Annotated in this window: 21 protein-coding genes; 5 read left to right on the top strand and 16 right to left on the bottom strand. The window is 70.1% G+C overall.

From position 1 onward, the window contains the following. Window positions 1-7: 7 nt before the first annotated feature. The 6 genes from WME95_RS29915 to WME95_RS29890 all read right to left on the bottom strand — a co-directional run bounded on the left by WME95_RS29915 (window position 8) and on the right by WME95_RS29890 (window position 4,277). Window positions 8-382, bottom strand: coding sequence for a hypothetical protein (locus WME95_RS29915; protein ID WP_437902752.1), 375 nt, complete (start codon window positions 380-382; stop codon window positions 8-10). A 127-nt stretch (window positions 383-509) separates the two neighbouring features. Then, window positions 510-1,049, bottom strand: coding sequence for a carboxymuconolactone decarboxylase family protein (locus WME95_RS29910; RefSeq protein ID WP_437902751.1), 540 nt, complete (start codon window positions 1,047-1,049; stop codon window positions 510-512). A 75-nt stretch (window positions 1,050-1,124) separates the two neighbouring features. After that, window positions 1,125-1,589: a MarR family winged helix-turn-helix transcriptional regulator gene (locus tag WME95_RS29905; protein ID WP_437902750.1), complete on the bottom strand. Its 465-nt coding sequence runs from the start codon at window positions 1,587-1,589 to the stop codon at window positions 1,125-1,127. A gap of 96 nt (window positions 1,590-1,685) precedes the next feature. Beyond that, window positions 1,686-2,915, bottom strand: a complete 1,230-nt coding sequence (locus WME95_RS29900) for a hypothetical protein (RefSeq protein WP_437902749.1) — start codon at window positions 2,913-2,915, stop codon at window positions 1,686-1,688. 155 nt (window positions 2,916-3,070) lie between these two features. After that, window positions 3,071-3,799: a HEAT repeat domain-containing protein gene (locus tag WME95_RS29895; protein ID WP_437902748.1), complete on the bottom strand. Its 729-nt coding sequence runs from the start codon at window positions 3,797-3,799 to the stop codon at window positions 3,071-3,073. A gap of 82 nt (window positions 3,800-3,881) precedes the next feature. Beyond that, entirely contained in the window at window positions 3,882-4,277 is a 396-nt protein-coding gene (locus tag WME95_RS29890; protein WP_437555523.1) for a type II toxin-antitoxin system PemK/MazF family toxin, read from the bottom strand. A gap of 337 nt (window positions 4,278-4,614) precedes the next feature. Here WME95_RS29890 and WME95_RS29885 point away from each other — a divergent pair, with 337 nt between their 5' ends. Both WME95_RS29885 and WME95_RS29880 read left to right on the top strand, forming a co-directional pair. Continuing rightward, the gene (locus WME95_RS29885) at window positions 4,615-5,946 is read left to right on the top strand and encodes a serpin family protein (protein ID WP_437902747.1); all 1,332 of its coding nucleotides are present in this window, start codon (window positions 4,615-4,617) and stop codon (window positions 5,944-5,946) included. Window positions 5,947-6,416: 470 nt separating this feature from the next. After that, complete coding sequence (locus tag WME95_RS29880; protein ID WP_437902746.1) at window positions 6,417-8,015, top strand: DUF885 domain-containing protein; 1,599 nt, start codon at window positions 6,417-6,419, stop codon at window positions 8,013-8,015. 28 nt (window positions 8,016-8,043) lie between these two features. Here WME95_RS29880 and WME95_RS29875 read toward each other — a convergent pair whose 3' ends face one another. The 5 genes from WME95_RS29875 to WME95_RS29855 all read right to left on the bottom strand — a co-directional run bounded on the left by WME95_RS29875 (window position 8,044) and on the right by WME95_RS29855 (window position 14,620). Beyond that, a complete protein-coding gene (locus WME95_RS29875) occupies window positions 8,044-8,982 on the bottom strand; it encodes an aldo/keto reductase (protein ID WP_437902745.1) in 939 nt (312 codons plus the stop codon). 21 nt (window positions 8,983-9,003) lie between these two features. Next, entirely contained in the window at window positions 9,004-10,917 is a 1,914-nt protein-coding gene (locus WME95_RS29870) for a RiPP maturation radical SAM C-methyltransferase (protein WP_437902744.1), read from the bottom strand. Window positions 10,918-10,932: 15 nt separating this feature from the next. After that, the gene (locus WME95_RS29865; RefSeq protein WP_437902743.1) at window positions 10,933-12,138 is read right to left on the bottom strand and encodes an aKG-HExxH-type peptide beta-hydroxylase; all 1,206 of its coding nucleotides are present in this window, start codon (window positions 12,136-12,138) and stop codon (window positions 10,933-10,935) included. Window positions 12,139-12,418: 280 nt separating this feature from the next. Further along, a complete protein-coding gene (locus WME95_RS29860; RefSeq protein ID WP_437542242.1) occupies window positions 12,419-12,637 on the bottom strand; it encodes a hypothetical protein in 219 nt (72 codons plus the stop codon). A 465-nt stretch (window positions 12,638-13,102) separates the two neighbouring features. Beyond that, the gene (locus WME95_RS29855) at window positions 13,103-14,620 is read right to left on the bottom strand and encodes a xylulokinase (protein WP_437902742.1); all 1,518 of its coding nucleotides are present in this window, start codon (window positions 14,618-14,620) and stop codon (window positions 13,103-13,105) included. A gap of 136 nt (window positions 14,621-14,756) precedes the next feature. Here WME95_RS29855 and WME95_RS29850 point away from each other — a divergent pair, with 136 nt between their 5' ends. Both WME95_RS29850 and WME95_RS29845 read left to right on the top strand, forming a co-directional pair. After that, window positions 14,757-15,791 carry a zinc-dependent alcohol dehydrogenase gene (locus WME95_RS29850; protein ID WP_437902741.1) on the top strand — a complete coding sequence of 345 codons (1,035 nt, stop codon included), beginning with the start codon at window positions 14,757-14,759 and terminating at the stop codon, window positions 15,789-15,791. Between the two features lie 158 nt (window positions 15,792-15,949). Next, the gene (locus WME95_RS29845; RefSeq protein WP_437902740.1) at window positions 15,950-16,708 is read left to right on the top strand and encodes an SDR family oxidoreductase; all 759 of its coding nucleotides are present in this window, start codon (window positions 15,950-15,952) and stop codon (window positions 16,706-16,708) included. Between the two features lie 55 nt (window positions 16,709-16,763). On the opposite strand, the gene WME95_RS29840 is transcribed toward WME95_RS29845, so the two are convergent. After that, on the bottom strand, window positions 16,764-16,925 hold the full coding sequence (locus WME95_RS29840; protein WP_157906943.1) for a hypothetical protein: 162 nt from the start codon (window positions 16,923-16,925) through the stop codon (window positions 16,764-16,766). Window positions 16,926-17,538: 613 nt separating this feature from the next. On the opposite strand from WME95_RS29840, the gene WME95_RS29835 reads away from it, so the two are divergent. Then, complete coding sequence (locus WME95_RS29835; protein ID WP_437542232.1) at window positions 17,539-18,093, top strand: RBBP9/YdeN family alpha/beta hydrolase; 555 nt, start codon at window positions 17,539-17,541, stop codon at window positions 18,091-18,093. A 664-nt stretch (window positions 18,094-18,757) separates the two neighbouring features. On the opposite strand, the gene WME95_RS29830 is transcribed toward WME95_RS29835, so the two are convergent. From WME95_RS29830 to WME95_RS29815, 4 genes are all read right to left on the bottom strand, one after another. Beyond that, window positions 18,758-19,615 carry a hypothetical protein gene (locus tag WME95_RS29830; protein ID WP_437902739.1) on the bottom strand — a complete coding sequence of 286 codons (858 nt, stop codon included), beginning with the start codon at window positions 19,613-19,615 and terminating at the stop codon, window positions 18,758-18,760. Between the two features lie 58 nt (window positions 19,616-19,673). Then, window positions 19,674-20,051, bottom strand: a complete 378-nt coding sequence (locus WME95_RS29825; RefSeq protein ID WP_437902738.1) for a hypothetical protein — start codon at window positions 20,049-20,051, stop codon at window positions 19,674-19,676. 87 nt (window positions 20,052-20,138) lie between these two features. Further along, window positions 20,139-22,841: a CHAT domain-containing protein gene (locus WME95_RS29820; RefSeq protein WP_437902737.1), complete on the bottom strand. Its 2,703-nt coding sequence runs from the start codon at window positions 22,839-22,841 to the stop codon at window positions 20,139-20,141. Between the two features lie 97 nt (window positions 22,842-22,938). Further along, window positions 22,939-26,526: a tetratricopeptide repeat protein gene (locus WME95_RS29815; protein WP_437902736.1), complete on the bottom strand. Its 3,588-nt coding sequence runs from the start codon at window positions 26,524-26,526 to the stop codon at window positions 22,939-22,941. Between the last annotated feature and the right edge of the window lie 6 nt (window positions 26,527-26,532).

Raw genomic sequence — 26,532 nt, 5'->3', positions numbered from 1 at the left:
CGTATTTTCACGCCGGGTGGAAGCCCATGTGAACATACAGATCGAGCAAGAAATCGCGCGCGAGAAGCAGGCCGCCGCTGAACGGGACAGGGAGCCCGATGCCTTCGTAGGTGGCCGTGAATCCCAGGGGCGTCGTCGGCTTCTGTGGCATCTTGTCCAACAGGGGAGGAGCGTCGCCTTCGAGCGCGACGTCCAGGCCGCCGAGGTACAGGGCGTTGTCGCGAAGCTCATAGCGACAGACGAAGCCACGCCAGCACGCAGTGCTCGCCGGGCGAACACGAAGTCCGTGGCTCGCCGGGTCGAACAGCTCGCCGCCGTTCACGCCCGCCAGGCTCCAGTCAGCGCCCGCATAGGCGACGTCGTCACCGATCTGCGCAGTCATGCGTCTGCTACCTCGAACCCTTCTGTCGTGGAGAGCCAGCGTAGCTGACGCTTCCCCCGCCTTGTCAAGGAGACCAACGCGAGATCACCGCGGCGCTTCCGCTCTCGGGCCCCGCGCTTCGGTGCGATCAGCGCAGCGCGTGGGAGCGGGTCATCCGGTTCGCGAACGTCGACAGCGTGTAGGTGCCGATACCGACGATCACCTCGAGGGCCTGCTCGGCGGTGAAGCCCGCGCGGAGGAAGGCGTCGAGATCGGCGTCCGGCACCTGGCCCCGCTCGCGCAGCGTCGCCTCGGTGAACGCCGCGAGCGCCTGGAGGCGCGCGTCGGGCGCCGGCCTTCGCTCGAACAGCGCCGCGGCGACCTCGGGGGAAGCCCCCGCGCGGAGGAGCAGCCCGCGGTGCATCGTGCGGCAGAGATCGCAGCCGTTCTCGCCGGCGATGACCATCACCACGACCTCGCGCTCCACCGGCGAGAGCGTCGCCCCCTCGAAGACCGCGAGGAGCTCATCGAAGGCGCGCACCAGGAGCGGCGAGGTCGCGAAGCGCGCCAAGGGCAGCGGCAGGAAGCCGAACTTCCGCGAGGCCTGCTCCAGCGCGGGGCGGGCCGCCGCGGGCGCCGTGTCGAGCGTGTGCGCAGGAAAGTGAGGGGAAGCAGCGGTCTGGCTCATGCGGGTCTCTCCTGAATTGGTTGTCTATGCAATTAATTGATGATGAAGAAGGCGGCGTGGGGGGCGGGGCTACCTTCAGCCCTCGGGCTCGAGGTTCGCGAGGATGCGCTGCAGCGTGCGCCGGGTCGTGAGCAGATCGTCCTCCGGGATGCCGGCGCGCGACGTGTCCACGAGGGTCTTCGCCTCGCCCGACAGGGCCTTGCGCAGCGCTCGCCCGCGCGCGGTGAGGTAGACGAGCCGGGCGCGCCGGTCCGTCGGGTCGGGCCGGCGCTCGACAAGCCCGTCGCGCTCCATGAGCGCGAGGATCCGGCTCATCGTGGGCACGTCCCGGAAGGTGCGCTCGGCCAGGTGCGTCTGCGTGACGCCCTCCTGCTCCCACAGGCGGACGAGGACCATCCATTGCTCGGGCGTGATCTCGACGCCGTGCGCGCGGAAGCGCCGGTACATCTCGGCGCGGGAAGCGAGGTAGACGCGCGCCACCCAGAAGCCGAGCGCGTTGTCGAGGACGATCCCCCCGTCGGCCGTGAACTGGTCGCGCATGACGGCCGATCCTACCGCACAGGATGTGGTTGTCAATGCAATCAATCGTGTGATGTGCCGCACGGCCTCGCCGGGCCCTGTCGAGCGACATGGCCCTCAGGGCGCCGCGAGCTCGGTCTCGATCAGGTGCGCGAGCGCGCTCCGCCGCTCGTACATCGACGCGTGCGAGGGAAAGGATCTCGCGGACTGGGCCAGAGGACGAAGCTCCGCGTAGAGGGCGTCGCTGGCGATCGGCTCGACCTGGAACGCGGAGCTCGTGGCCGGCAACAGGTAGCGCGGCACCGCGGTCGGCCCCGCATCCCTGGAGACGAGCAGATCGCGCATCACGTCGTCGCGGGTGATGAACTCCGCCCACGCGGCGGCGGCGGCATTGCAGGCTGGGTCGCCGGAGCATCCCTTGCGCCGCACGAAGGCGTCGGTGAACAGGAGGGGCGTGGCGCTGGTGCCGAGCGGGATCGTCGACACACGCAGCCCCTCGACGGGCACGCCCTGCGCCTTCATGAGGGTGACAGTCCGATGCAGGCGCTCGCTGTATCCCCAGTACCCGATCGCGCTGCCCTTCACGAACTCCTCGACCGGACCCTCCAGTGTCTCGTCGTACGTCCCGTCGATGCAAGGGTTCCTGTCACCCTGTCGGCAGAGCGCGGCGAGCTGCTTGAGCGCCGCTGTGCTGCCGGCGTGAAGGGGTGGCTTCACGGCGTTGCTCAGGGTCAGCGGGTTCGTGGCATCGAGCCCGTTGTCGACACGCGCGTCCAGGTAGAGGGCGGGTAGATCCCAGCTGCTCACGAAGTTCCCGAGGAGCGGCTTCCCGCTCTCGCGCGCGGCCTTCACGAGGCCGGCGATGCTGGGAGCGGCGTCGAGCTTCTCCGATCTCGTGACAAGGAAGAACCCGCAGCTGAGGTGGGGTACACCCCACCAGACGGACTTGCCACTCCGGTCGATCTCGGTGCTGGCTGACCTGGCTGCTGCCAGGTAGTCGCGCTCCGGCACGGAAGGCCACGGCTCGAGGACGCCGGCGTCGATCAGATCTCCCAGCACCACGGTGTCGATCTCGACGAGATCGTGGCGACCGGACGCGAGCCATCCGGCGAGGCGCGTCGGATTGTGGTAGCTGTCATCGGACTTGACGAGGCGAAGCTCGAGATCGATCGCCGCGTGCTGCGATTCGAACCCGTCCTCGATCATCGTTCGCAGGGACGCGAAGTCATCGCCGGCGGCGTCTGGAATCCACGGGATGAGGGCCACGCTGAGCTTCGTGCGGCCAGGCTTGCCGGCGGCGTCGACCGGCGAGGCCGCCGGAGGCGGTGTGGGGGGTGGGCAGGGCATGCTGGCGGCGGAGGGGCCCGCCGCGCCTCCGCAACTGGCAGCGGAGAGCGCGAGCACTGCGGTCCGCAGACGGGGGCTCGGTCGTCGGCTCATGGTCATGTCGTCCATGGACGAAGGCGCTGGGATGGCCTCGCGTGCGCGGGAGATGAACCCGTTCAGGGATCACCCTGGGTCGCACGAAGCTCCCGTACGAGTCGCTCGAGCGTGAACCTCGATTCATGCCACCACGTGTCGCTCTGGCTGAGCTGGGAGGTTCGGTCCAGGAGCTCGTCCAGCTCGGGCAACAGCGCGGACGCACCCCGTCCAAGGGCGGTGACCGCGCGCAGCCAGCCATCGAGCCGATAGGGAGCAAGCCGAGCGTCCAGCCGTGGACGTGACGCCGCAAGGACCGGCGCCAGCGGATGGTCATCGCCGCTGCGCGCGAGCGCCTCCACCGCCAGCCAGCGCACGGTGAACAGCTCGTCGGAGAGCGCACGACGGAGCGCCGGCGCCTGCTCGGGACACGGCGCAGCGCGCGCGAGCACGCGGGCCGCGGCGATCCGAGCGGTGGGCTCCTCGCTCGTGAGGGCATCGGCGATCGTACTCAGGACAGGCCGCGCAGCCACCCCGGCTCTCTCGAGGGCGACGAGGGCGGTTCGCTGGACGTTTGGGTTGGATGCAGGTACCCAGCGGGCCGCGCTCTTCACGCCACGCTCGGTCGGGGCGACCGGCGGCAGCCACTTCAGACATGAAACCTGGCGGCCCCACGCCCCGGCGAGCGCGAGCAGGAACCGCTCAGGCTTCGGCTCTTCCCCCGAGAGACGCTCGATGGCCGAATCGATCCGCGCCCGATCCTGGGCAAGCGCCTTCTTGAAGTCGTCCTCCGGGTCACCGTGGTAAGGCATTCATCGTCCTCCAGAGAAACCGCGCTCGTCCAACGTCGCTGCCTCGGTGAAGTCGACCTGTCCCACGAGGCGCACCCGCTCGCTACCGCCTGAAGAACGATACCTGCTGGAAGCGCAGGCCGGCCAGGATCTGATCCACCCGTGCGTCGGACAGCGACCCGATCCGCTCGCCCAGGCGGGCCTTCTCGACCGAGGAGATCTGCGACACGACCACGACGCTCTGCCTGGGAAGGTTGCCCTCGCCCACGTCGAGCAGGACGTTCCCAGGCTCGTTCGCCCGGCCCAGGTTCGACGTCAGCGCGCACACGACCACGGTCGTGATGCGCGAGTGGTTGAAGACGTCGTCCTGGACCACCACATGGGGATGGGAATAGCTCGGGACAGGCCCCCGCGAGTCATCGGGCCCTATCCAGAACACGTCGCCGCGATCGATCCGCGCCGAGCGCGTGCCTGTCGGTTCTCCTGCGCCCTCGTCCATCTTCATGTGCCTCTCGCGTCGGCCCGAAGGATGGTCCGTGGCGCACCTCGGCGCAACCCGCTCGTGCGGCACGACCTTCCCAGCACACCACGGGGTCTGGCAAGGAGGCACAGGCACATCCACCCCCGCCGATCCCTCGGTTTCGTCGCCATTGACGCATCCCGGCTCACCCGTGAGCACCCCGTTCGGCTCATCTTGGCACAATTTGCTCCAGGCTTGCCGGGTCTGCGCGTCTCCCCCAGGGCGAACATGCGATTTGCGGCGCAAAAGCGCACTGGCACGCAGGCTGCAAAACCCTGGCATCATGAGAACATCAATTGTCTTGGCGACCCTTGTCATGTCGGCTCTCGCGGGGTGCAACTCGAACGATGGAGGCGGCACCGGCGGCGGTGGCTCGGATCAGGGACAGGGCGGCTCGGGCCAGGGAGGGGGCGGCGGGGCCGTCGAGTGCTTCGAGAAGAAGGCTGGCTGCGTGCTGCCCTCGGACGCGGCGCGGATCGAGAACCCGGTCGTCTCGGAGGAGGATCGGGTGTTGTTGACGCGCAACAACGCGAGCTTCGCGCTCGACCTCGGCCGCGTGCTCCCCAGCGCGAACGGGAACGTCGTCTACTCGCCTTACAGCATCTCGACGGCGCTCGCGATGACGTACGCGGGCGCGCGGACCACCACGGAGCAGGCGATGGCCACGACGATGCGGTTCGAGCTCCCGCAGGAGCGGCTGCACCCGGCGTTCAACTACGTGGATCTCGAGCTCCACAGGCGCGCCGAGGGCTCGAGCAACGTCGAGGGAGGCGGCTTCCGGCTCCATACGGCCAACGCCATCTGGTCGCAGATCGACCTCCCGCTCGAACAGCCGTTCTTGAAGGTGCTCGGCGAGAACTACGGGGCGCGCGTGCGGCTCGCCGACTTCGGTGCGCCGGACGAGGCCGAGAGCCTCATCAACGCGTGGGTGAAGGACCAGACGGAGGGCATGATTCCGGAGCTCCTCAAGAAGAACGTGAACTCGGAGACGCTCGCCGTGCTCACCAACGCCATCTACTTCGACGCCGCGTGGCACACGCCGTTCAACGAGGACGCGACGAAGCCCGGCGCGTTCCAGCGCGGCGACGGCGCGAGCGTCACCGCCCAGATGATGCACGGCACACAGGAGACGCGCTACGGCGCCGGCGACGGCTGGGAAGCGGTGGAGATCCCCTATGCGGGCACTCCCGTCTCGATGTTCCTCGTCCTGCCTGCCGAGGGGAACGCGGACGCGCTGGCGGAGTCCCTCGACGGCGCGGCGCTCGAGACGATCATCGCCTCGCTTCAGTCGCGGTCGGTCGACATCACGATGCCGAAGTTTTCGTTTGGCACCGGGGCCTCTCTCAAGAAGGCGCTCACGGATCTCGGAATGGGCGCCGCCTTTGGCCCCAGCGCCGACTTCTCGGGGATCCTCGCGGATGGAGGGCTCCAGATTCAGGACGTCATCCACAAGGCGGTCATCGACGTGGACGAGGCCGGGACCGAGGCCGCGGCGGCGACGGCGGTCCTCATCGGCTCCACGGGCTCGGGCTTCTTCCCCGAGCCCGCGGCGATCATGCTGGATCGGCCGTTCTTCTTCTTCATCAGCGATCTGCACACGGAGGCGCTCCTCTTCGCTGGGCGCGTCAACGATCCGACGGCGCACTGAGGAGACGTGAGGCAGACGGGACCTGGCCCGCGTGGCACGGGAGCCAGGTCCTTCCAACCGTCGTCGGATCGACTGCCCTCGTGAGCACCGTGGCCTCACGCCACGAGCAAGACCATCACTGCCGTGCCGGGCGGCGGATCTTGTGGTGGTCGTGCCTGTAGGTTAGAGTACCTCCCTCGATGCGCCCCCGTGACGTCGCCACGGCCCTGAGGCGGGATCACCGCTCGGAGAGGCTGCTCCAACGATGGGCTCGGCGCGGCGCGATCACGGCCCGGGGGGCTGGGGGGCGCCTCGGCGCAGCGCCTGCGGGCGTGTGGCGCGCCTGCCGCGCGCTCGCGGTCTCCACGCTCATCGCAGCATCCTCCGGGTGCCAGACGCAACCACCGAACGTGGCGGTGACCGTGCCCTCGCCCTCCCCGTCTCAGACCGCTTCGTCGCGCCGGGATCGATATGCCCAGGAGCTCCTGCAGGTGATCGGCCAGGCTGCGCCGGAGCAGGTCGGTTACCTGGGCGTGGAGGGCTTCGAGGAGGCCGTCATCGACGTCGCCGTGTCGTCCGATGAGCGCGACGTGCGGGCGCTCCAGGCCGTCGCCTCGCGCTTCGCGGACGGGCGCAAGGAAGAGCCCGACGCGGACGCCCGCACCGATCTGCTGATCCTCGAGGACGCCGCGAGGAGGATGGCCGAGCGGACCCGGCTCTCCACCCGCGTCATGGTGCGGGTGACCGATGTCGGCCAGACCATCTACCAGGGGCTCGCCCCCCTGCTCGGCGCAGAGGCCCCGACGGGGCACCGGGCGATCGGTGAGCGCCGCGCGCGGCGGTACCTCGGCGACGGCGCCGTGCCCCTGGTGGACGCGGCGATCGCCCGGATCCGCGAGGACGTCTCCGCGCGCAAGCTGCCGCCGACCCGGCCCGAAGTGCAGCAGCTCCTCGTGAACATCCCCTCGCTCCGCGACGCGATCGTGGCGCTTGCCGGCGAAGCGCGGCTGCCGCAGGCCGAGGCGCTCGGGGCGGCGCTCGACCGCTGGCGGCGCTTCGTCGAGACGGAGCTCCTGCCCACGGCGCGCGACGACTTCCGGCTGCCGCCCGAGCTCTACGCGATGAACCTGCGCGACGCCGGCGTCGACGATGCGCCCGCCGCGCTCGCCGCGCGCGCCCGCGCGGCCTACGACGAGACGATGACGGCCTGGCGCGCGCTCGCGGGCGAGATCGCCGCCGAGCGCCGGCTCGCCGACAGCGACCCGGCGCGCGTGCTCGCGGCGCTCAAGCGCGATCAGCGGACAGGCACCGATCTCCAGGCGCTGTTCGGGCGGCGGATCGCCGAGATCGAGCAGGTGATCCGGAGGGAGCATCTGATGACGCTGCCCGGCCGCCCGCTCCTGTTCCGCGCGGCGACCCCGGCCGAGATCGCGCTCAACCCCTCGCCGACGATCGACACGCAGGGCTTCCTGAAGGGCGAGCGGGACATCGCGGTGCTGATGCCGGGCGCGCCCGCGCCGGGCGCGCCGCCTTACGACGACTTCACCTACGAGGCCGCCGTGTGGCCGCTCCTCGTGCACGAGGGGCGCCCCGGACACGAGATGCAGTTCACGACGGCGATCGCGCGGGGGATGTCGCCGGCGCGCACGCTGTTCGCGTTCAACGCCGCGAACCTCGAGGGCTGGGCGCTCTACTGCGAGGACCTCATGCGGCCCTTCATGCCGAAGGAGAGCCGCTTCGTCGCGCTGCACTATCTCCTCGTGCGGCAAGCGAGGGCGTTCCTCGATCCCTGGCTGCAATCCGGGCGCGTGTCGGTCGGCGAGGCGCGCGACGTGCTCCACGCCCAGCTCGGCACCTCGGAGGCGCTCACGGACGCCGAGATCCAGCGCTACACGTTCCGGTCGCCCGGCCAGGCGACGGCGTACTTCTTTGGCCTCGAGAAGTTCAGGCAGCTCCGGAGCGAGGTCGAGCGCGCGCTCGGGTCGCGCTTCGACCAGGCCCGCTTCCATGACGCCATCCTGCACCAGGGCTTCGCCCCCCTGCCGATCGTGGCGGAGGGGGTGAAGCGAGAGCTGAACGCCGCGCCCTAGCGGGCCCCGGAGAGCGCCCCGGGAGAGCTCAGGCCGCGGTGCTCGCCTCCAGCTCCTGGAAGCTCGGGACCTGGGTCGCCCCGAAGTTCTCCCGTGCTTGCTCGGGGGTCTTGATACCGACGATGGTCGTGCTGATCGCCGGCTCATCCAGGACGAACCGCAGGGCGGCCTGGCTCAAGCTCACGCCGGGCCGCTCGAGCCGCCGCAGGGCGTTCGCGAGGGCCACGAAGAGCCGCCGGCGCCCCATCGGCCAGTGCCCGCGGTTGTCGCCGGCGCCGTACCGCGTGTCGAGGTCGTGCCGCCCGGAGAGGAAGCCTGCGGCCAGCGGCTCACGCGCGATAAGGCCCACCCCGCGTTGAACGGCCCGATCGAAGATGACCCCGAGAGACGACTCCGGCTCGAGGAGCCCAAACAGGTTGTAGACCAGCTGGAGCGCCTCGGCCCGCTGCCCCTCGATGCACGCCTCGCCTTCCTCCGCGGTGTGTATCGAGACGCCGTAGTGCCGGATCTTGCCGCTCCGCTTCACCTCGTCCAGCGCGTCGAACGCCTCCCCGGACCGGATCAGCTCCACCGGCGGGTTGTGCAGCTGGTAGAGGTCGAGGGTGTCACGGCCGAGCCTGCGGAGGCTGCCGTCGATGGCGGTGACGATGTGCTCCCGCGAGAAATCGAGCACGGTGCGCCCCGTGCTGAAGTTCCCGCCGACCTTGCTCGCGATCACGACGTCGTTCGTCCGCCGCGCCTCGCGGAGCGCGCGCCCCAGCACCTCCTCGCTGTGGCCGTACCCGTAGACATCGGCGGTGTCGAAGAAGGTGCATCCCAGGTCGAGCGCCGTGTGGACGGCGGCGATCGAGGTGGCGTCATCGGTGGGTCCGTAGCTGTTTCCTGTCCTGTGTCCGCCGATGGCGAAGGCCCCGAAGCCCAGCTCGGATACGAACAGATCGGTCGTGCCCAGTCGCTTGATCTTCATTCGCGTATCCTCCTGCGGCCGCTACCAGTTGGGGTTCGACGGGAGCGCCAGGCTGAAGTACTTGTCGTCCTCGCCGAGCATCAGCCGCGCGCGGCAGAACTCGTCCATGGCCTCGCGGACCTCGTCGGCGGAGTACGCGTGCTCCGCCGACAGAGCACGCAGCTGCTCGGCCACCTGGGCCGGCGTCCGGATCGTCTCGGTGCACAGCTCGTAGATGGCGGCGTTGGCGCCGCTCACGCTGTACGTCTTCTGGTGCTCGGGGCCCCGGTTGACGTCGATGAGGATGCCGCTCGTCGTCCGGCGGTACGTCAGCGTGTGCTTCGCGTCGGAGCGCCACGTCTCCCGCCATTGCTCGACATGCGCGTGCGTCGCCGCGTGCGCGGCGGACGCCACCGTGTCACCCATCTCGTAATCGAAGAAGTACGCGGCCTTCATCAGGTCGACGTGCGGCGGATACACGTGGCCGTAGCTGGCCTCCGGGCGCATGTTGCTCACGGGGAAGCTCTTGTCCGTGAAGTGCGGAGAGAAGCGCTCGAGCCAGATCCGGCCGCTGCCCACCGGCGGCTCGAGGTGCGTGATGCACTGCAGCACCTCGAGCTCGCGCTCGTAGTCTTCGACCGCCTCGCCCGGGAAGCCCCAGATCAGGTTCCAGTTCACGCCGATGCCGTAGTACATGCACCACTTCAGGCAGCGCACGTTCTGGAGCATCGTGCAGCCCTTGCGCATGAGTTCGAGGATGTGGCTGCTCATGCTCTCGATGCCGGGCTGGACGCGCCGGATGCCGCCGCGGTAGAGCGCCCGTATCTGCTCGCGGGTGAGGTTCGCCTTGACCTCGTAGAAGAAGCAGTAATCCACCTTGGCGCGCTCGATCTCGCCGAAGAAATCCTTGACGTATTTCTGGTCCAGGATGTTGTCGACCGCCATGAACGAGCAGATGCGGTGCTTGCGCGCGAGCACGGAGAGCTCTTCCAGGACGCGCGCCGGGCGCTTGGCCCTGTACGCCATGCCCTGCCCGTTCAGCCCACAGAACGTGCAATGGTGCTTCTGGCCCCACCAGCACCCCCGGGAGCTCTCGTAGGGCAGCGTCCACGTCGACCTGTAGTACGGCGACAAACCGAGACGGACGGCGTGCTCGAAATAGGTATCGTAGACGGGTACGGGCAGCTGATCCAGGTCGTGGACCGGCGGCGCCTGGCCTCCGTCCACGAGCCCGAGCCGGGTGCGCGCGATGACGCCGGGGAACCGGAGGTGGGTCTCCTTCCGCGAGAGGGCGAGCAGCAGCTTGGGGAACACCTCGTCGGCTTCGCCCGAGACCACATAGTCGATGCAAGGGAAGGCGCGCGCGTACTCCCGCCCCATCTCGCCTTCCATGTTTGCGCCCCCGAAGACGATGTGGACCTGGGGGTGACGTTCCTTGATGCGGCGCGCGAGCGCGAGCGACGCGACGTTCTGCTGGAACAGGGAGCTGAAGCCGACGATGCGGTACGAGCCCCAATCCACCGCGTCGAGGCAGCGATCGATGAACGCGGGCAGGATCTGCCGGCGCAGCTCCGCGAAGTACGCCCGGCCCTTGCCCAGGGTCTCGACCCACGAGACCTCGCCAGGGAACGCCTTGAGATAGCTCTCCTCGTCGCCCGGCGCGGATTCCCCGAACGCGGCGCGCGCGAAGAGCCACTCGCCGGTCATGTACGAGCGCCGCTCGCAGAGCTGCTCGTAGATCGGCGGGGTGAGCTCGGCCGCGAGGTCCAGGTTGAAATGGTAGAGATCGGCCGTGAACCCGGCCGATCGGGCGATCGCGCCGATGAGCCCGAGCTGGATGGACGGCCGGTCCGCCGACGCGAACGGCATGCATACCAGGGCCACGCGGAAATCGGCCACGTCGCGCGACGGAGCGACGGGCATGTGAGGTTCTCGCACCAGGGGCAGCGACGTCATGCTCGGACCTCCTCGCTAGGCGTGCAGAACATGGTAGAGCGGCTCCCACAGCGCTCGCCCGAGCGGCGTGAGCGATCGGGCGTTCTTGAGCGGATCCTCGATGGCGCGGAGCTGCTTCGTCAGCGTCTCCTCCCGGCTCGCGAACGCCTCCGAGGTGATGACCCTCTCCGGCACGAGGCCCCGCTCGCGGGCGGTCCGGTAGAACATGAGGACGTTGGCGAAGGCGTGGTACGCCACGACGATGAAGAAGATCGGGCGCTCCTTGTTGCGGAACGGAGAGAAATAGAGGTTCTGGTCGGTCCCGTCGTCGAGGGGACCCAGCCGGGTGATGATGTGCAGATACTGGTGCGTGGCCTCGTGCACCAGCATCTCTGCGAGCGGCCACCGGAAGGGCTGGTCAGAGACGCAGACGACCCCCGGCGAGAACCGCTCGCTGCCGCTGTTGAACGTGGACGGCCTCGCCCGCAGCGGGATGAGGTCCCGCAGCACCCGGTCGACCCACGTCGCGTAGAAGTCGGCCGTCTCTCGGATCAAGTCCAACGCGGCGTCGCAGGTGGCACGCCACGCGTCCGCCGTGCTCACCTCGGCGCGATCGAACTGGTATGCGTCGGCCTGCAGGAGGCGCTCCGCGCCGGACGGCGACAGGGACTGCGCCGTCGACAACGTGAACCGGAAGTCCGGCCGCTGGCACGTGGCGAGGACGTCGACGTCGTCCCCGTCCACGAGCGCCCAGCCGCGCTCGCCGTCGCGTAGAAACGCGGCCGAGCGCCACTCGCCGGCGGCTCTGGTCCGGACGGCGGCATTCTCGGCCGCCGCCGAGACCTGGATGGCCTCGGCCGCCGGAAGCAGCCACCGGCCGAACCGGAGGCGGGCCGGGGCGGGGAGCTCGGCCTCCCACGCGCCCGCGTGGCCGCGCTCGTTCATGCGCAGCGCGAGCGCGCTGGCGCACCGGACCACATCGTCGGCGTGCGAGAGCAGGAGCGCGTGCGCATCCCCGAACGCGAGGTTCCAGACCGTGTCGAACCGCTCGTCCTCGCGCGTCAGCCACGCTGTCAGGACCGTCGAGAGCCCCGCGGCATGGCGGTCGAGGTGAGCGCGGTGCCGCTCGAGATACGTCTCCACGACCTGCCGCGCATGACCGACGGCGACGACGTCGAGCACGTCGTCGCCGAGTCCAACCTGGGGACATGAAAAGCCAGAAAAATCCAGTGCTTCACTCATCGCTGGGCCTCCGCTTCTCGCCACCACGCCGTGGTCGGCGTCGCGAGTTGCACAACATCCAGGCGAGTCGTCACGCGCGGCCGGGTCGGGGGGCATGCCGCACGGGCAGCGGATGCCGCCCCGTGCGCGCATGCGGTCGACCGCGCCGTGGCGCTGGGCGGCGGGGATGGCGTTCGGCTCGCGATGCGGTCTACTGGCCATTCCACGGTGTCGCCCTGCGTCGGTGTGACGAATGGTTGCGCGGGTGGGTTCACCGCCCGGGCAAGGCAGCTATCGCGGTCTAGAAGCTGATGCTCTGACCGATGGAGCTGCTGATCGCGACCTTGTCGCCGGGCTTCAGCCCGAGCGTCTCGCCGCTCGCGGCGAGCTCGGCGTTGAGCGCGTTTTTCAGCTGGGACCGGAGCCGCAGCTTGGAGTCGTCCGACAGCGCCGCCCCGGCGCTGGTGACGAGGGTCTGCCCCCTGACAGTCTGAAGCTTGAGATCCTTGGGATCGGCCATTGTGCACCTGTCCTTCTTTGAATCACGTTCCGCTAGCCCGTGTGGGCGTAGCGATGGTGAAGGTACTAAGTCCCAGGAAGATGTGTCAATCGTGCGAGCCTGTCGGATATCACGGGTTCTGGTGGTGCGTTCGTGTGGTGTGCTGAGGTTCGATTTCGATTTCTGTCGGGTGCTCACGCTCGTCGGCGGATGGATCAGGGGAGCGATTAAAGAATTTATTGAATTTTCATTCGGCCGACGCGTGCACGCAGAGTGTCGGCCGTATCGTCCGGCGTGAGCGGGTCGATGAACAATCGGGCGTGGGGACGCGAAACCAGGGAGCGATCGCGTCGCACGCAGAGCCGCTCGCTGAGCTCGGGCAGGCCAATCAAGACGAGCGAAAGCAGCGCGCGGCTATCCTCAGGCGTAGTTCGGTGGGCGACCGGCGCCGCGCCCGGCTTGCGCCAAGAGGAGAGCGAGCCGCGCCTACTCCCTCGTGAAGGCCGAGAGGCGGCGCAGCAGCCCCGAGAGCTGCGGATACATGTCGCGGTAGATCCCCAGCAGCGCCGCGTAGCGCTCCCGGCGCGCGGCATCGGGATGGAACGTCGCCGTGGCGGTCCCGCGCATCGCCCTCGCGGCCGCCTCGATGCTCCCGGCCAGCCCGGCGCCGGCGGCCGCGCACATGGCGGCGCCCAGGCACGCCGCCTCGACCGTCTCGGACCGCTCGATGGCGACGCCCGTCGCATCGGCCATCACGGCGCACCAGAGGTCGCTCGCGGCCACGCCGCCGACCGCGGCGAACTCCGCGACCTCGACCCCCGCCGCGCCGCGCATCAGGTCCAGCACCAGGGCCTGCTCCAGCGCGACGCCCTCGATCAGGGCGCGGTAGACGTGGCCGCGCCCGTGCGCGTCCGTGAGGCCCAGGATCGCGCCGCGGGCGTCGGGATCCCAGTGCGGGTTCATGGCGCCCTCCCAGTATGGCAAGAGCAGCAGGCCGCCGCTTCCGGGCGGGAGCGACGCCGCCTCGGCCTCGAGCGCGGCCATCGCGGCCCCGTCGCGCGGGTCGACGCCCAGCTGGCGGCGCAGGTACCAGTCCGAGAGCAGCGCGCCGCTGCGCAGGCTGCTCTCCAGCACGTAGCCGCGGCCGGAGGCGCTGGTCATGGTCCGCCACGCCGGGTCCTGCCGCGGCTCGGGGCTCCAGACCCCGAAGACCACCGCCGTGCCCAGGTTCAGGTAGGCGCGCCGCGGGTCCAGGGCGTCGACGCCGAGCCCGGCCATCTGGCCGTCGCCGCCGCCGGCCAGCACCGGCGTGCCCTCGCGCAGCCCGGTGGCCGCCGCTGCGGCCGCCGACACCGCGCCGAGCGGCGCGCCGGGAGCGAGCGCCTCCGGCAGCCGGTCGGGCGTGATGCCGGCGGCGGCGCAGAGCTCCTCGGACCAGCGGCGCGCGCCGATGTCGAAGAGCGCGAGCGGGTCGGCGCTCGCCCAGCTGGTGCGGGCGCGCCCGGTCAGCGCCTGCACGAGGTACGCCTGCACGTCGCAGAAGAGGGTCGTGCGGCGGTGGGTCTCCGGCTCCTCGCTGGCCAGCCAGGCGATCTTGGGCAGCGCCGGGCCGAAGTCCGCGGCCTTGCCGGACAGCGCCCGCAGGCGGTCTTGCCCGATGCGGTCGATCACGGCGCCGAGGTGCCCGCGCGCGCGGCCGTCCAGCCAGAGCATGGCGGGACGGAGCGGCTCGCCGTCGGGACCGAGGCAGGCGAAGGTCTCGCGCTGGTGCGCGATCGCGAGGCCCGCGATGCGGCCCGGGTCCACCGCGGCGGTGACGCCGGCGACCGCCTGGCACAGGGCAGCCCACCAGTCCCGGGGATCCTGCTCGAACCGGTCAGGAGCCGGCCGGGCCAGCGAGAGCGGCGCCCGGCCGGCGGCGTGCAGGCGCCCCTGGACGTCGAAGGCCGCCGCCTTGGCGGCGGTGGTGCTCAGGTCGATGCCGAGGACGAGGTCGGCCGGCATGGCGCCTTCAGCGACCCGGAACGCAGGATTGACAAGCGATCACGGGCGCAGACTACAGTAGGGAATCGCGCCGGCACAATCGTCCAGCGCGGCGCCGCCGGGGAGCCGGCGGAGCCTTGAAAGGGAGACTGGAACAGTGCGCGCAACGTTCATTCACGGCATCCGCGATGTCCGGCTCGGCGAGGTCGAACCTCCGCGGCCTCGCGAGGGCATGGTGACGATCCAGGTCGCGGGCTGCGGGATCTGCGGCAGCGATCTCCACTATTACCTGGAGGGCGGGATCGGCGCGGCGCAGGTCCGCGACCCCTTCGTGCCAGGGCACGAGTTCGCCGGCTGGGTCGTCGACGACCACCCGGCGCTCGGCCTGTCGAGGGGGCAGCTTGTCGCCGTCGACCCCGCGCACGCCTGCGGCCGCTGCGAGTGGTGCCACCGCGGCCACGTGAACCTGTGCCCGCACGTGGAGTTCCTTGGCGCGCCGCCGCTCCACGGCGGCATGGCGGAGCGGCTGGCGGTGCGCCCCGACCAGGTCGTGCCGGTCCCCCGCGGCTTCTCGGTGCGAAAGGCCGTGATGCTGGAGCCGCTGGGCGTCGCGGTCCACGCGATCGACCTGGCGCGGCCCCACCTTCAGGAGACGGTGGTGGTGCTGGGGTGCGGGCCGATCGGCCTGTGCCTGGTCCAGCTCGCGCGCCTGGCCGGCGTCGCGCGCGTCTTCGCGGTCGACCCCGTCGCGTACCGGGCCGAGGCCGCGCGCCGGCTGGGCGCGCACGACGCGGCGCCGAGCTTCGCGGCCGTCGCGGAGTGGACGGGCGGCCGGGGCGTCGACCTCGTGCTCGAGGCGACGAACTCGCCCGAGGGCTTCCACCACGCGGCCGAGGCCGCGCGCATCGGCGGTCGGATCCTGCTGGCGGGCATCCCCGACGGCGACCGCTACGCGCTGCCGGCGGCGCTGTGCCGCCGCAAGGGGCTGAAGGTCAAGTTCTCCCGGCGCATGGGGCACGTGTACCCGCGGGCGATCCGCCTGGTCGCCGAGGGGGCGGTGGATGTCGAGTCCATCGTCACCCACCGGTTCGACCTGTCCGAGGCCGAGAAGGGCTTCCGCCTGCAGGCCGATTGCCAGGACGGGGCGCTGAAGTCGATCATCGTTCCGGACGAAGGCGACACGCCGTTCTGATCGGGGTCGTCGCGCGGGATCTCCAGGCGAGGCAGCGCGGCTGTCATTTTTCCTTCGCCCCATGTCACACGAGCTAGACCCGCTTCGTCATCGAGGGCGAGCGCGGGGTCACAGGAGCAAGGCGCCGGTCGCTCGCGTGACGGACAAGGGAGAAAGACATGAAGATCGTGGTTATCGGTGGAACCGGCCTGATCGGGACGAAGCTCGTACGCAGGCTCCGCCTGAAGGGCCATGAGGTCGTCGCGGCGTCGCCTTCCACGGGCGTCAACAGCCTCACGGGCGAGGGGCTCGCCGGAGCGCTCGCGGGAGCCGAGGTCGTGGTCGACGTGGCGAACTCGCCGTCGTTCGAGGACAAGGCGGTCCTCGACTTCTTCGAGACCTCGGGCCGCAACCTGCTCGCCGCCGAGGCCGCCGCGGGCGTCAAACATCATGTGGCGCTCTCGGTGGTCGGCACCGATCGAATGCTCGGCAGCGGCTATTTTCGCGCGAAGATGGCGCAGGAGGCGCTGATCGAGGCCTCCGGGATCCCCTACACCCTCCTGCGGGCCACGCAGTTCTTCGAGTTCATGGACGGCATCGCGCGCTCCAGCGCCGACGCTGAGCGGGTCCGCCTCTCGTCGGCGCACCTGCAGCCGATCGCGTCCGAGGACGTCGCCGAGGCCCTGGCCGACGTCACGCTCGGGCCGCCCGTGAACGGCATCCTCGAGGTGGCCGGCCCCGAGAGGCGCCCGCTCGCCGAGTTCGTCGGCAAGTACCTGAGCGCCAAGAAGGACCGCCGCGAGGTGATCGCCGACGCGGAGGCGCCCTATTTTGGTCTCCGGATCGACGATCGGTCGCTCACCCCCGGCGACGGAGCGCGCGTCATGCCGACGCGCTTCGACGACTGGCTCGCCCTGTCGCTGGCTGGCGCGGCGTGAGGCATCCGATGGGACGCTCAAAGCGAGCTATTGATCGTATCTCTGCGAGGCGTGATCAGCGCCGTCCGAGCGGCTTCACGACGAGCGCCCCGGTCTTGACATAGCGCTCGTAGACGACACGCAGCTCCGCGTCGTTGAGCCCCTGCTCGTCGTCGATGAGGTAGACCCCGCGCTGCGGGTCGCGGTAAACGTTCGCCTGGAACTCCTCCCAGCTCATGATCTCGTCCCCGTTTGGCGTGGACTCGTCAGACTCGGAGGAAGAGGAGGGCTCCGTGCCGCCGCAACCGGCGAGCGCGAGCGCCACCACGGGCACGCAGAGAAGGACAGACAGGGAGCTCCCGACGCGGCTCCTGGACAGACGTCTCGAAGACGATCCTTGATTCATTGAAACACCTTTCACGGTAAGGTCACACGTTGTTCGCAACCAAGAGAATCCTGCCGGCGGCGATTCGACATTCAGCGCCGACAGCATCTGGCATATTTACACAGGAATCGAGGGACATGGAAGTCCCATGCGGGAGTAGCAGGGCATTTTCATCGCCGCATTGCCGCATCGCCGCATCGCCGCGTTGCCACCAGCGGGGGGTGTGGTCTCGGCGGTGACTGCGCCTCGCGAGCCACGAGCGCGAGCCACGAGGATGAAGAGAGGCGCGCACGGCGTCTGCCACAGGTCGTGTAAATCGAATGAATCCGGCGCGCCTGGGCTACCTCGGCCCCATCACGGCGCGCGTCGGAGGGGTCGACGTGGCTCCGGGGTCAGCGGGGGGTGACGACGTGATTTTCACCCACTTCCTCTGTACCCTCTTCGTTCGCGGGGAGGTCTTGTCACGATGCTTTCGCTTCTCATCGTCCCTGGCTACAGCGGCTCCGGCCCTCGCCACTGGCAGACGCTCTGGGAGCAGAAGCTCTCCTTCGCGCGCCGCGTGGAGATGCCCGACTGGGATCACCCGGACCGACGCGCGTGGGTCGAGGCGCTCGACCGGGCGGTCGCCGCCAGCGCCGAGCCCCCGGTGCTGGTCGCGCACAGCTGCGGCGTGAGCACGGTCGTCCACTGGGCGGCGCCGGGCGCGCGACCCGTGCGCGCCGCGCTGCTCGTCGCGCCGGCCGACACCGAATCGCCGAGCTACCCGCGCGAGGCGTCGACGTTCCATCCGTTGCCCGGCGTCAGGCTGCCGTTCCCCTCGATGGTCGTCGCGAGCGCGAACGACCCGTACTGCACCCCGGAGCGAGCCGAGGCCTTCGCGCGCGCCTGGGGGAGCCGGCTCATCCATGCGGGGCCGTGTGGGCACATCAACGTCGACGCCGGCTTCGGGCCCTGGCCCGAGGGCGAGCGGCTCCTCGCGGCGCTGATAGGCGAGCCCGTCTCACGGGTGTTTCGCGCTTGAAAAACCCGCGCGATCCGCTCCCGTTTCCGTTCTTCCCAACCCCCGGCGCGCCTCGTTACTCTCGCCGGATGTCCCTCGACCCGCAGCGCCTCGCCCGTGTTCGCGCCCATTTCCTGGCGGCTGCCGCGCTCGTCACCGCCGGGTGCGGCGGGAGCTCCGCGCCGGACCACACGATCAACGAACCCCCTTCCCTGGACGACGCCCCGCCGACGCCCACCGCGACAGCGCCCGCGGCGTCCTCCGCTGCGACCCCGCCAGAGCCCACCGCGACAGCGCCCGCGGCGTCCTCCGCTGCGACCCCGCCGGAGCCCACAGCGACTCCCCAGGAGCCCCCGGCGGGCCGTACGGACGACGGGCCGGGCAAGGCGGCGATGGACGTGAACACGCCAGCGCCGACGCTGCCGACGACCCCTGCGGCGTCGTCCTCCGCGACCGCGCGTCGGCCTTCGCCCAACGTACCGACCCCGGGCCGGCCGACGCACCTCAACACCCCGGCTCGGCCGACGCACCTCAACACCCCGCCTCGACCGAAGCCGTGACGCCGACGACGTTGCCATCGTCCCGTCCGGTTCATGGGCCGTGGCCTGAGGGGAGCGGCTCCTCGCGGCGCTGATCGGCGAACCCGTCTCACGGGTGTTTCGCCCTTGAGTTGGCGAGCGCCGTCTCAGCGATTCTCGGCCTGGGCCGGGACTTCGAGGCGCAACGCCCATGCCTCGTACGCCGGCACGCCCAGCGCGGCGAGCGAGGGGAGGATCACACGGTCGATCCGGTCGTAGAAGGCGCGCGCCGCGGCCGGGCGCGAGGGGATCCCGAGGTTCGGGCCGGCGGGCGGCGGCGCCTCGGGCAACGGCTCGCCGTCGGCGCGCGAGGCGCCGGCGTGGATGCGGTCGTAGTGCGCGAGCGAGAACGCGAGATCGGCGGCGAGCCAGTCGCGCTCGTCCTCGGTGAGGCGCGGCAAGACGAGGCGCGCGAGCGCCCAGCCGAAGCGGTCGTGGAGGATCTCGTCCCGGAGGAGGGTGCCCACGACCACCTGCAGGCAAGGATCGGTGGTGTGCTGCTGGAGGACGTCGAGGATGCCGACGGACGCAGATTCTCCCACGCAGAACATCGACGCGGTCCACCGGGCGACGAAGAGATGGGCCGGGAGGCCGTTCCGCGGGAGGTGGAGATCGGAGGGGGCGAGCGTCGCTCCGTGGTTGCCGCCGAGCGCGTCGGCCGCGCGCGCGCACAGCTCGGTGTGGCGAGCCTCGTCCTGGAGGAGGCGCGAGGCCGCGGTCGTGACCTCCAGGGGCAAGCGCAGCTCGGCGAAGCGGGCGATGAGCTCGCCGAAGACGATCATGGAGCGGTATTCGGCGACCGCCCGCGCGGCCCACGCCTGGCGGGCGATCTCGACGTCGGCCGGCGGGAGCGCCGCCGGGTCGAGGCGGTCCCACGGGGGCGCGGGGTAATGGCGATCGAGGAAGCGGCGGTGGAGCGTCGCGAAGAGCCGCTCGGTCGTGCCGAGAGGGAACGCGGTGTTCATGAGCGGATGGGGCGCGGCCGTCGGCGAGCGAGCGGGTCGGCGGGGGATGCCGCTCGCGTCACGGCTTCGTGCGCGCCGGCGTGTTGACGTGCACCGGCGACCTCGGCGGGAGCTGGGGTTGGCCGGGCGGAGGACGATCCACGGTCGCGGAGGACGACGCAGGGGGCGCCGTCGGCGTCGCAGTCGGGGGCGTGTTCACGTGCATCGCCGCCTTCGACGGGTCGGCGCTCGGATCGGCCTGCGGCGCTTCCGGCGGGGTCGCGGAGGACGAGGACTCGGTGGGCGCCGCGGTCGGCGTCGGCGGGACGTGGTCGACGGGAGCCCGTTCGTTGATCGTGTGGTCGGGCGCGGAGCTCCCGCCGCACCCGGTGACGAGCGCGGCAGCCGCCAGGAAATGGGCGCGAACACGGGCGAGGCGCTGCGGATCGAGGGGCATGCGGCGAGCCTAGCGGGGCGCGCGGGGGTTGGGAAGCAGGGAGGCGGGAGCGATGGGGGCGCGGCGACGCTCGCGAGGGGGTGTGGTTTACTCGGGCGCGGTCGCCATCGTGTCCGCTGCCGTCGGCAGAGCGGCTTCTCGCACGGGGGGCGGCTCCTTTCCGGAGAGCGAGCGGCCGCTGCCGCTCGCGATGAAGGCGGCCCAGTAGTAGGGGTGCAGGCCCTTGCGAGCCATGGTGATCTGCACTTCGCGCAGCGCATCGCTGCGCCCGTGATCGGTCGAGAGGCGGCCGTAGTAGTACGTCATCAGCGCCTGGGTTTCTTCATCGGCCACCTTCCACAGACTCATGATCTGGCTGTCGACCCCCGCGAGCACCAGCGCGCGCCGTAGCCCGTAAACGCCCTCGCCCCGGTAGAGCTCGCCCACCCCCGTGTCGCACGCCGACAGCACAACGAGCTTGGTGCCCCACAGATCCAACCCCGCGACCTCGAGCGCGGTCAGCACGCCGTCCTCGCGGCCGCTGCGCCGCAGGTTGGCGCCTGCGAGCGCCAGGCCCGAGCGCAGCAGCGGGTTCTCGAGCAAGGGCGGCAGCGCTCGGGGCTGCGGCACGGGCACGAGCGCCCGGAACTCGCCGGGCGCGTGCGGTACCGTGCGTGGCTGCTCCAGGAAGAAGCCGTGCGTCGCCATGTGCAGGATGGAGGGGCCATTGAGCGCCTTGACCGCGCCCTCGGTGGCATCCTTGTCGAGCAGCATGTGTGCGTTGGGCAAGAGGTTCGCCACCTCGCGCGCCTCGGATTCGGTCCACCGGAGTGGGCCGAACTGCATCTCGCCCATGGCGTCCGAGCGGCGCCCCGAGAGCGCGCCGGCCGGAGCATTGCCGCCCTCGTCGTAGGCCGGGTTGCCGATGACCAGCGGAGGCGAGCGCGGGCTCTGGGTCTGGGTGGCCTCGAGGCGCAGTAGATCCCGGCCGCTGGTCAGGTAGGTGAAGCGATAACGCGCGAGCAGGAACTGCCCGCGTTCGTCGACGAGCGCCGCGAAGGGCACGAGGTTGAGCTCTCCGTCCGGCGACACGTACACCTCGCGCGCCTCGCCGAGGAGCTGCCTCACCGGCTCCATGACCTTCTCGTCAAGCTTGCGTGCCGTCTCGGCGTAGCGCGGATTGGCCGCGCTCAGCGCTGCGCGCGTTTCAGTGATGAGCGCATCGATGGGCGCGGCCGGGCCCAGCTCCACCCAGATCGGATCGCCAGTCCGGTGCAGCACATAGGCGACATAGTGCGGCTCGCCAGACTCTTGGTGGGGCTTGGTGTGCGGATCAGACGGCTCCAACAGCGCGATCTCGACGAGCGCGGCGCCCGGACCGAGCGTGGCTTGCACGGCCTCGAGGGTGACGGCCCGACGCTCCACGGCGAGAGCCTTGTACCGCGCCGCCAGGTCCCGCTCGAGCACCTCGATATCCGCCTGCAGCTTGGCGAGCGCGTCGCCGTGATGGCTCACCTCCTCGCCGGGCACAGGCCCGCGCAGCGTGCGCGTTGCCAGCTCTCCCCTGAGACGTGCGAGTTCGTCCAGCTTCGACTTGTCCTCCTGCCGACCGTGGGCGCGGAGCTGCGTGAGCAGGTCGGCCATGGCGTCGAGGATGCGGCCTTTGCGCTGCAAGAGGACGGTCAGCGCGAGCCGGGCGGCGTCGGCGCGGTCAGGCAGCGCGCGGACGTGAAATCTGACGATCGAGTTGGTCTCGTCTTCCACCGTCGACGCAAACGCGTGCTTTTGCCGCTCGTTGCTGGTGGCAAGGACAGAGGTCAGCTCCCGCTCCTGGATCGCAGCAGCCCGCTGCATCAACGGAAGCGCTCGCGTGGGCGCTTCGCTCTTCGAATACAACCAGGCCAGATTGATGAGGATGGCGGTCGACTCAGGATGCTCGGGCCCGAGCGCCTTCTCCTCGATGGTCAGAGCGCGACGCAAGAGCGGCTCGGCCGTTGCGTAGTCGCCTTGCGCCAGGAGCGACAAGGCCAGGTTGTTGAGGGGGGTAACCAAGGCATGATGCTCGGGCCCGAGCGCCTTCTCCAAGATGGTCACAGCGCGACGGAGGAGCGGTACGGCTGCTGCGTAGTCGCTTCTTTCAAGAGGCCATAGGGCCAGGCTGCTGAGGCTTCTGGCCACGTCGGGATGCTCGAGCCCGAGGGCCTTCTCCCGGATCGCCAGAGCGCGACGCAAGAGCGGCTCAGCCGCGGTGTCGTCGCCTTTCGCCAGGAGCAACAAGGCCAGGCTGTTGAGGCTGTTGGCTACGTCGGGATGCTCGAGACCGAGCGCTTTCTCCTGGATGGCGAGAGCGCGACGGATGAGTGGCTCGGCCGCCGCGTTGTCGCCTTTGACCCAATGCAACATGGCCAGGCTGTTGAGGCTCTGGGCCACGTCGGGGTGCTCGAGACCGAGGGCCTTCTCCCGGATAGCGAGAGCGCGACGGTAGAGCGGCTCGGCCGACGCATGGTCGGCTTTCGTGGAGAGCAACCCGGCCAGGCTGGCGAGGCTCTCGGCCACATCGGGATGCTCAGGCCCGAGCGCCTTTTCTCGCAGCTCGAGCGCCCGGCGTGCGAGCAGGATGGCCTCGTCGTATCGGCGTGCCTGTTCGAGCTCGACGACGCGGCGATGCAGCCGCTCTGCCTCTTCGAGCCGCCCTTTCGCCGCCGTGGCCGCCTCCTGTGTCGGCGTCTGCGCCAGTGCTTCGACCCACGGATGCGCCGCCACGATCGCCGCTGCGAGTCGTGTTGCACGCATCCTTAATCCCCCCTTCATCTCACCGCTCCTCATCTCTCAGATTCGAGCTCGACGACAGCGCTCACGCCGGCGAACGGCGTAAGCTGGGCGCGGCCCCCTCACCACGGGCTCGCATCTACTCGAGCGCCATCTCCCCGGTGTCCAGAGCCCTCGGCACGTCGGCGTCTCGCACGGGGGGCGGCTCCTTTCCGGAGAGCGAGCGGTCGCTGCCGCCTGCAATGAAGGCGGCCCAGTAGTACGGATGCAAGGGCTTGCGAGCCATGGCGAGCTGCACTTCCCGCAGCGCATCGCTGCGCCCGTCGCCGGCCGAGAGGCGACCGTAGTAGGCCTTCATGAGCGCCTGGGTCTCCTCGTCGGCCACCTTCCACAGACTCATGATCTGGCTGTCGGCCCCGGCGAGCACGAGCGCGCGCCGGAGCCCGTAGACGCCCTCGCCCCGGGAGAGCGCGCCGACCCCCGTGTCGCACGCCGACAGCACAACGAGCTTGGTGCCCCACAGATCCAGGCCAGCGACCTCGAGCGCGGTGAGCACGCCGTCCTCGCCGCCGCTGCGTCGCTGGTTGGCGCCTGCGAGCGCCAGACCCGAGAGCAGCAGCGGGTTCTCGGGCAAGGGCGGCAGCGCTCCGGGCTGCAGCAGCGTCAGGAACGGCCGCTGGGCCCCGCGGGACGCGTGCGGTGCCCCGGGTTCCTGCGCCAGGAAGAAGCCGTGGGTGGCCAAGTGCACGATGGCGGGGCCCGCCAGCGCCTTGATCGCGGCCTCGGTGGCGTCCTTGTCGAGCAGCAGGCGTGCGTCCGGCAAGAGCTCCTTGACGGCGCGCGCCTCTGGCTCCGTCCACCGGAGTGGACCGAACTGCATGGCTCCCATGCCGTCCGACCGGCGCCCCGAGGTCGCGCTGGCCGGCACGCCTCCGCCCTCGTCGTAGGCCGGGTTGCCGATGACCAGCGGCGACGAGCGGGGACTCTCGGTCTGGGTAACTTCGAGGCGGAGCAAGTCGCGGCCGCTGGTCAGGTACGTGAACCGATAGCGTGCGAGCAAGAACTGCCCGCGCTCGTCGACCAGCGCGGCGAAGGGCACGAGGTTGAGCTCTCCGTCTGGCGACAGGTACACCTCGCGCGCCTCGCCCAGAAGCTGCCTCACCGGCTGCATGACCTTCTCGTCGAGCGCACGCGCCGCCTCGGCGTAGCGCGGATCGGCGGCGCTCAGGAGCGCACGTGTTTGAGCGACGAGCGCATCGATGGGCGCGGCGGGGCCGAGCTCCACCCAGCTCGGATCGCCGGTCCGGTGCAATACATAGGCGACGTAGTGCAGATTGCCAAGCCTGCGCTCCGGCCTCGCGTGCGGATCAAACGGTCGAAATAGCGCGATCTCGACGAGCGCGGCGCTCGGACCGAGCGTGGCTTGCACGTTCTCGAGGGGGACGGCGCGGCGCTCCGCGGCCAGCGCCTTGTACCGTGCGGCCAGGTCCCGCTCGAGCACCTCGACATCCGCCCGCAGCTTGGCGAGCGCGTCGCCATGATGGCTCACGTCCTCGCCAAGCGCAGGTCCGCGCAGCGTGCGCGTCGCCAGCTCGCCTCTGAGGCGAGCCAGCTGGGTCAGCTTCGCCTGGTCCTCGGGCCGGCCGCGCGTGCGGAGCTGCGCGAGCATGTCGGTCATGGCGTCGAGGACGCGGCCCTTGCGCTGTAGCAGGACGGCGAGCGCGAGCCGGGCGGCGTCGACGCGGCCCTGCAGCGTGCGGACGTGAAGGGAAACGGTCACGTCGGTCTCGCCTTGCACCGTCCGCACAAACGCGTGCTTTTGCCGCTCGCTGCTGGTCGCAAGGACAGATGCCAGGACCCGCTCGTGGATCGCAGCGGCCCGCTGTATCAGCGGAAGCGCCCGCGTGGGCGCTGCGCTCACCCAATGCAAGACGGCCAGGTTGTAGAGGCTGGCGGCCACCCTGGGGTGCTCAGGCCCGAGCGCCTTCTCCTGGATAGCCAGGGCGCGACGGTAGAGCGGCTCGGCGGACGCGTGGTCGCCTTTCGCCTCGAGCAACACGGCCAGGTTGTTGAGGTTGATGGCCACGTCGGCGTGCTCGGGCCCGAGCGCCTTCTCCCGGATGGCCAGAGCGCGACGGTAGAGCGGCTCGGCGGACGCGTGGTCGCCTTCCTTATCGAGCAACCCGGCCAAATTATCGAGACCGACGGCCACGTCGGGATGCTCTGGGCCGAGCGCCTTCTCCCAGATGGCCAGAGCGCGACGGTGGAGCCGCTTGGCTGCCGAGTAGTCGCCTTTCTTGTCGAGTAACACGGCCATGTTGTTGAGGGCAGTGGCCACGTTGGGATGCTCCGGCCCGAGCGCCTTCTCCAAGATGGCCAGAGCGCGACGGTGGAGCGCCTCGGCCTCTGGATCGTCCCCTTTCTCCTGGAGCAACCAGGCCAGGCTGTGGAGGGATCTAGCCACGTTTGGATGCTCTGGGCCGCCCACCTTCTCCTCGATGGCCAGAGCGCGACGGTGGAGCGGCTCGGCCGCCGCGTAATCGCCCTTCGCATAGGCCAATAGGGCCAGATTGTGGAGGACGGCGGCCACGCTGGGATGCTCGGGCCCGAGCGCCTTTTCCCGGATGGCCAGAGCGCGACGGTAGAGCGGCTCGGCCGCCGCGTAGTCGCCTCTCAGAAAGAGCAACTCCGACAGGTTCTTGAGGGCAGTAGCCACGTTGGGATGTTCCGGCCCGAGCGCCTTCTCCCGGATGGCCAGAGCGCGACGAAAGAGAGGCTCGGCTGCCGTATAGTCTCCTTTCGCCTGGAGCAACGCGGCCATATCGTTGAGGGCAATGGCCACGTTGGGGTGCTCCGGCCCGAGCGCCTTTTCCCGGATGGCCAGAGCGCGACGAAAGAGAGGCTCGGCCGCCGTATAGTCGCCCTTCGCCTCGAGCAACCCGGCCAGACCGCTGAGGCTCACAGCCACGTCGGGGTGCTCGGGCCCGATCGTCTTCTCGCGGATGGCCAGAGCGCGACGGTAGAGCGGCTCTGCCGCCGCATCGTCGCCTTTCGTCTGGAGCAACTCGGCCAGGCAGTTGAGGCTGAAGGCCACGTCGGGATGCTCGGATCCGAGCGCGTTCTCTTGGATGGTTAGAGCGCGGCGGAGGAGCGGTTCGGCCGCCACGATGTCGTCTTTTGCATAGAGCAACCCTGCCAGGCTGTTGAGGCTCTCAGCCACGTCGGGATGCTCGGACCCGAGCGCCTTCTCCCGGATGGTTAGAGCGCGACGAAAGAGCGGCTCGGCCGCTGCGTAATCGCTTTTCGTCGCGAGCAATGCGGCCAGGTTGTTGAGCGTGGTGGCCACGTCGGGATGCTCAGGCCCGAGCGCCTTCTCCTGGATGGCCAGGGCGCGACGGAAGAGAGGCTCGGCCGCCGCGTAATCGCCTTTCGCCTTGAGCAACGCGGCCAGGTTGTGGAGAGTGATGGCCACGTCGGGATGCTCAGGCCCGAGCGCGTTTTCTCGCAGGTCGAGCGCCCTCCGAGCGAGGGGGATGGCCTCGTCATATCGGCCGGCCTTATGGAGCTCGACAGCGCGGCGATTCAGCCGCTCTGCCTCTTCGAGCGGCCCTTGCGCCGCCGTGGCGGCCTCCTGTGTCGGCGTCTGCGCCTGGGCCGTGACCCCTGGTTGCGCGACCACGATCGCTGTGGCGAATTGTATTGCACGGATCCTCGAACCCCCCTTCATCTCACC

It is taken from the genome of Sorangium sp. So ce327, assembly GCF_051530205.1.
Lineage (GTDB): Bacteria > Myxococcota_A > Polyangia > Polyangiales > Polyangiaceae > Sorangium > Sorangium cellulosum_B.
This window is presented reverse-complemented; position numbering and strand designations above follow the sequence as displayed.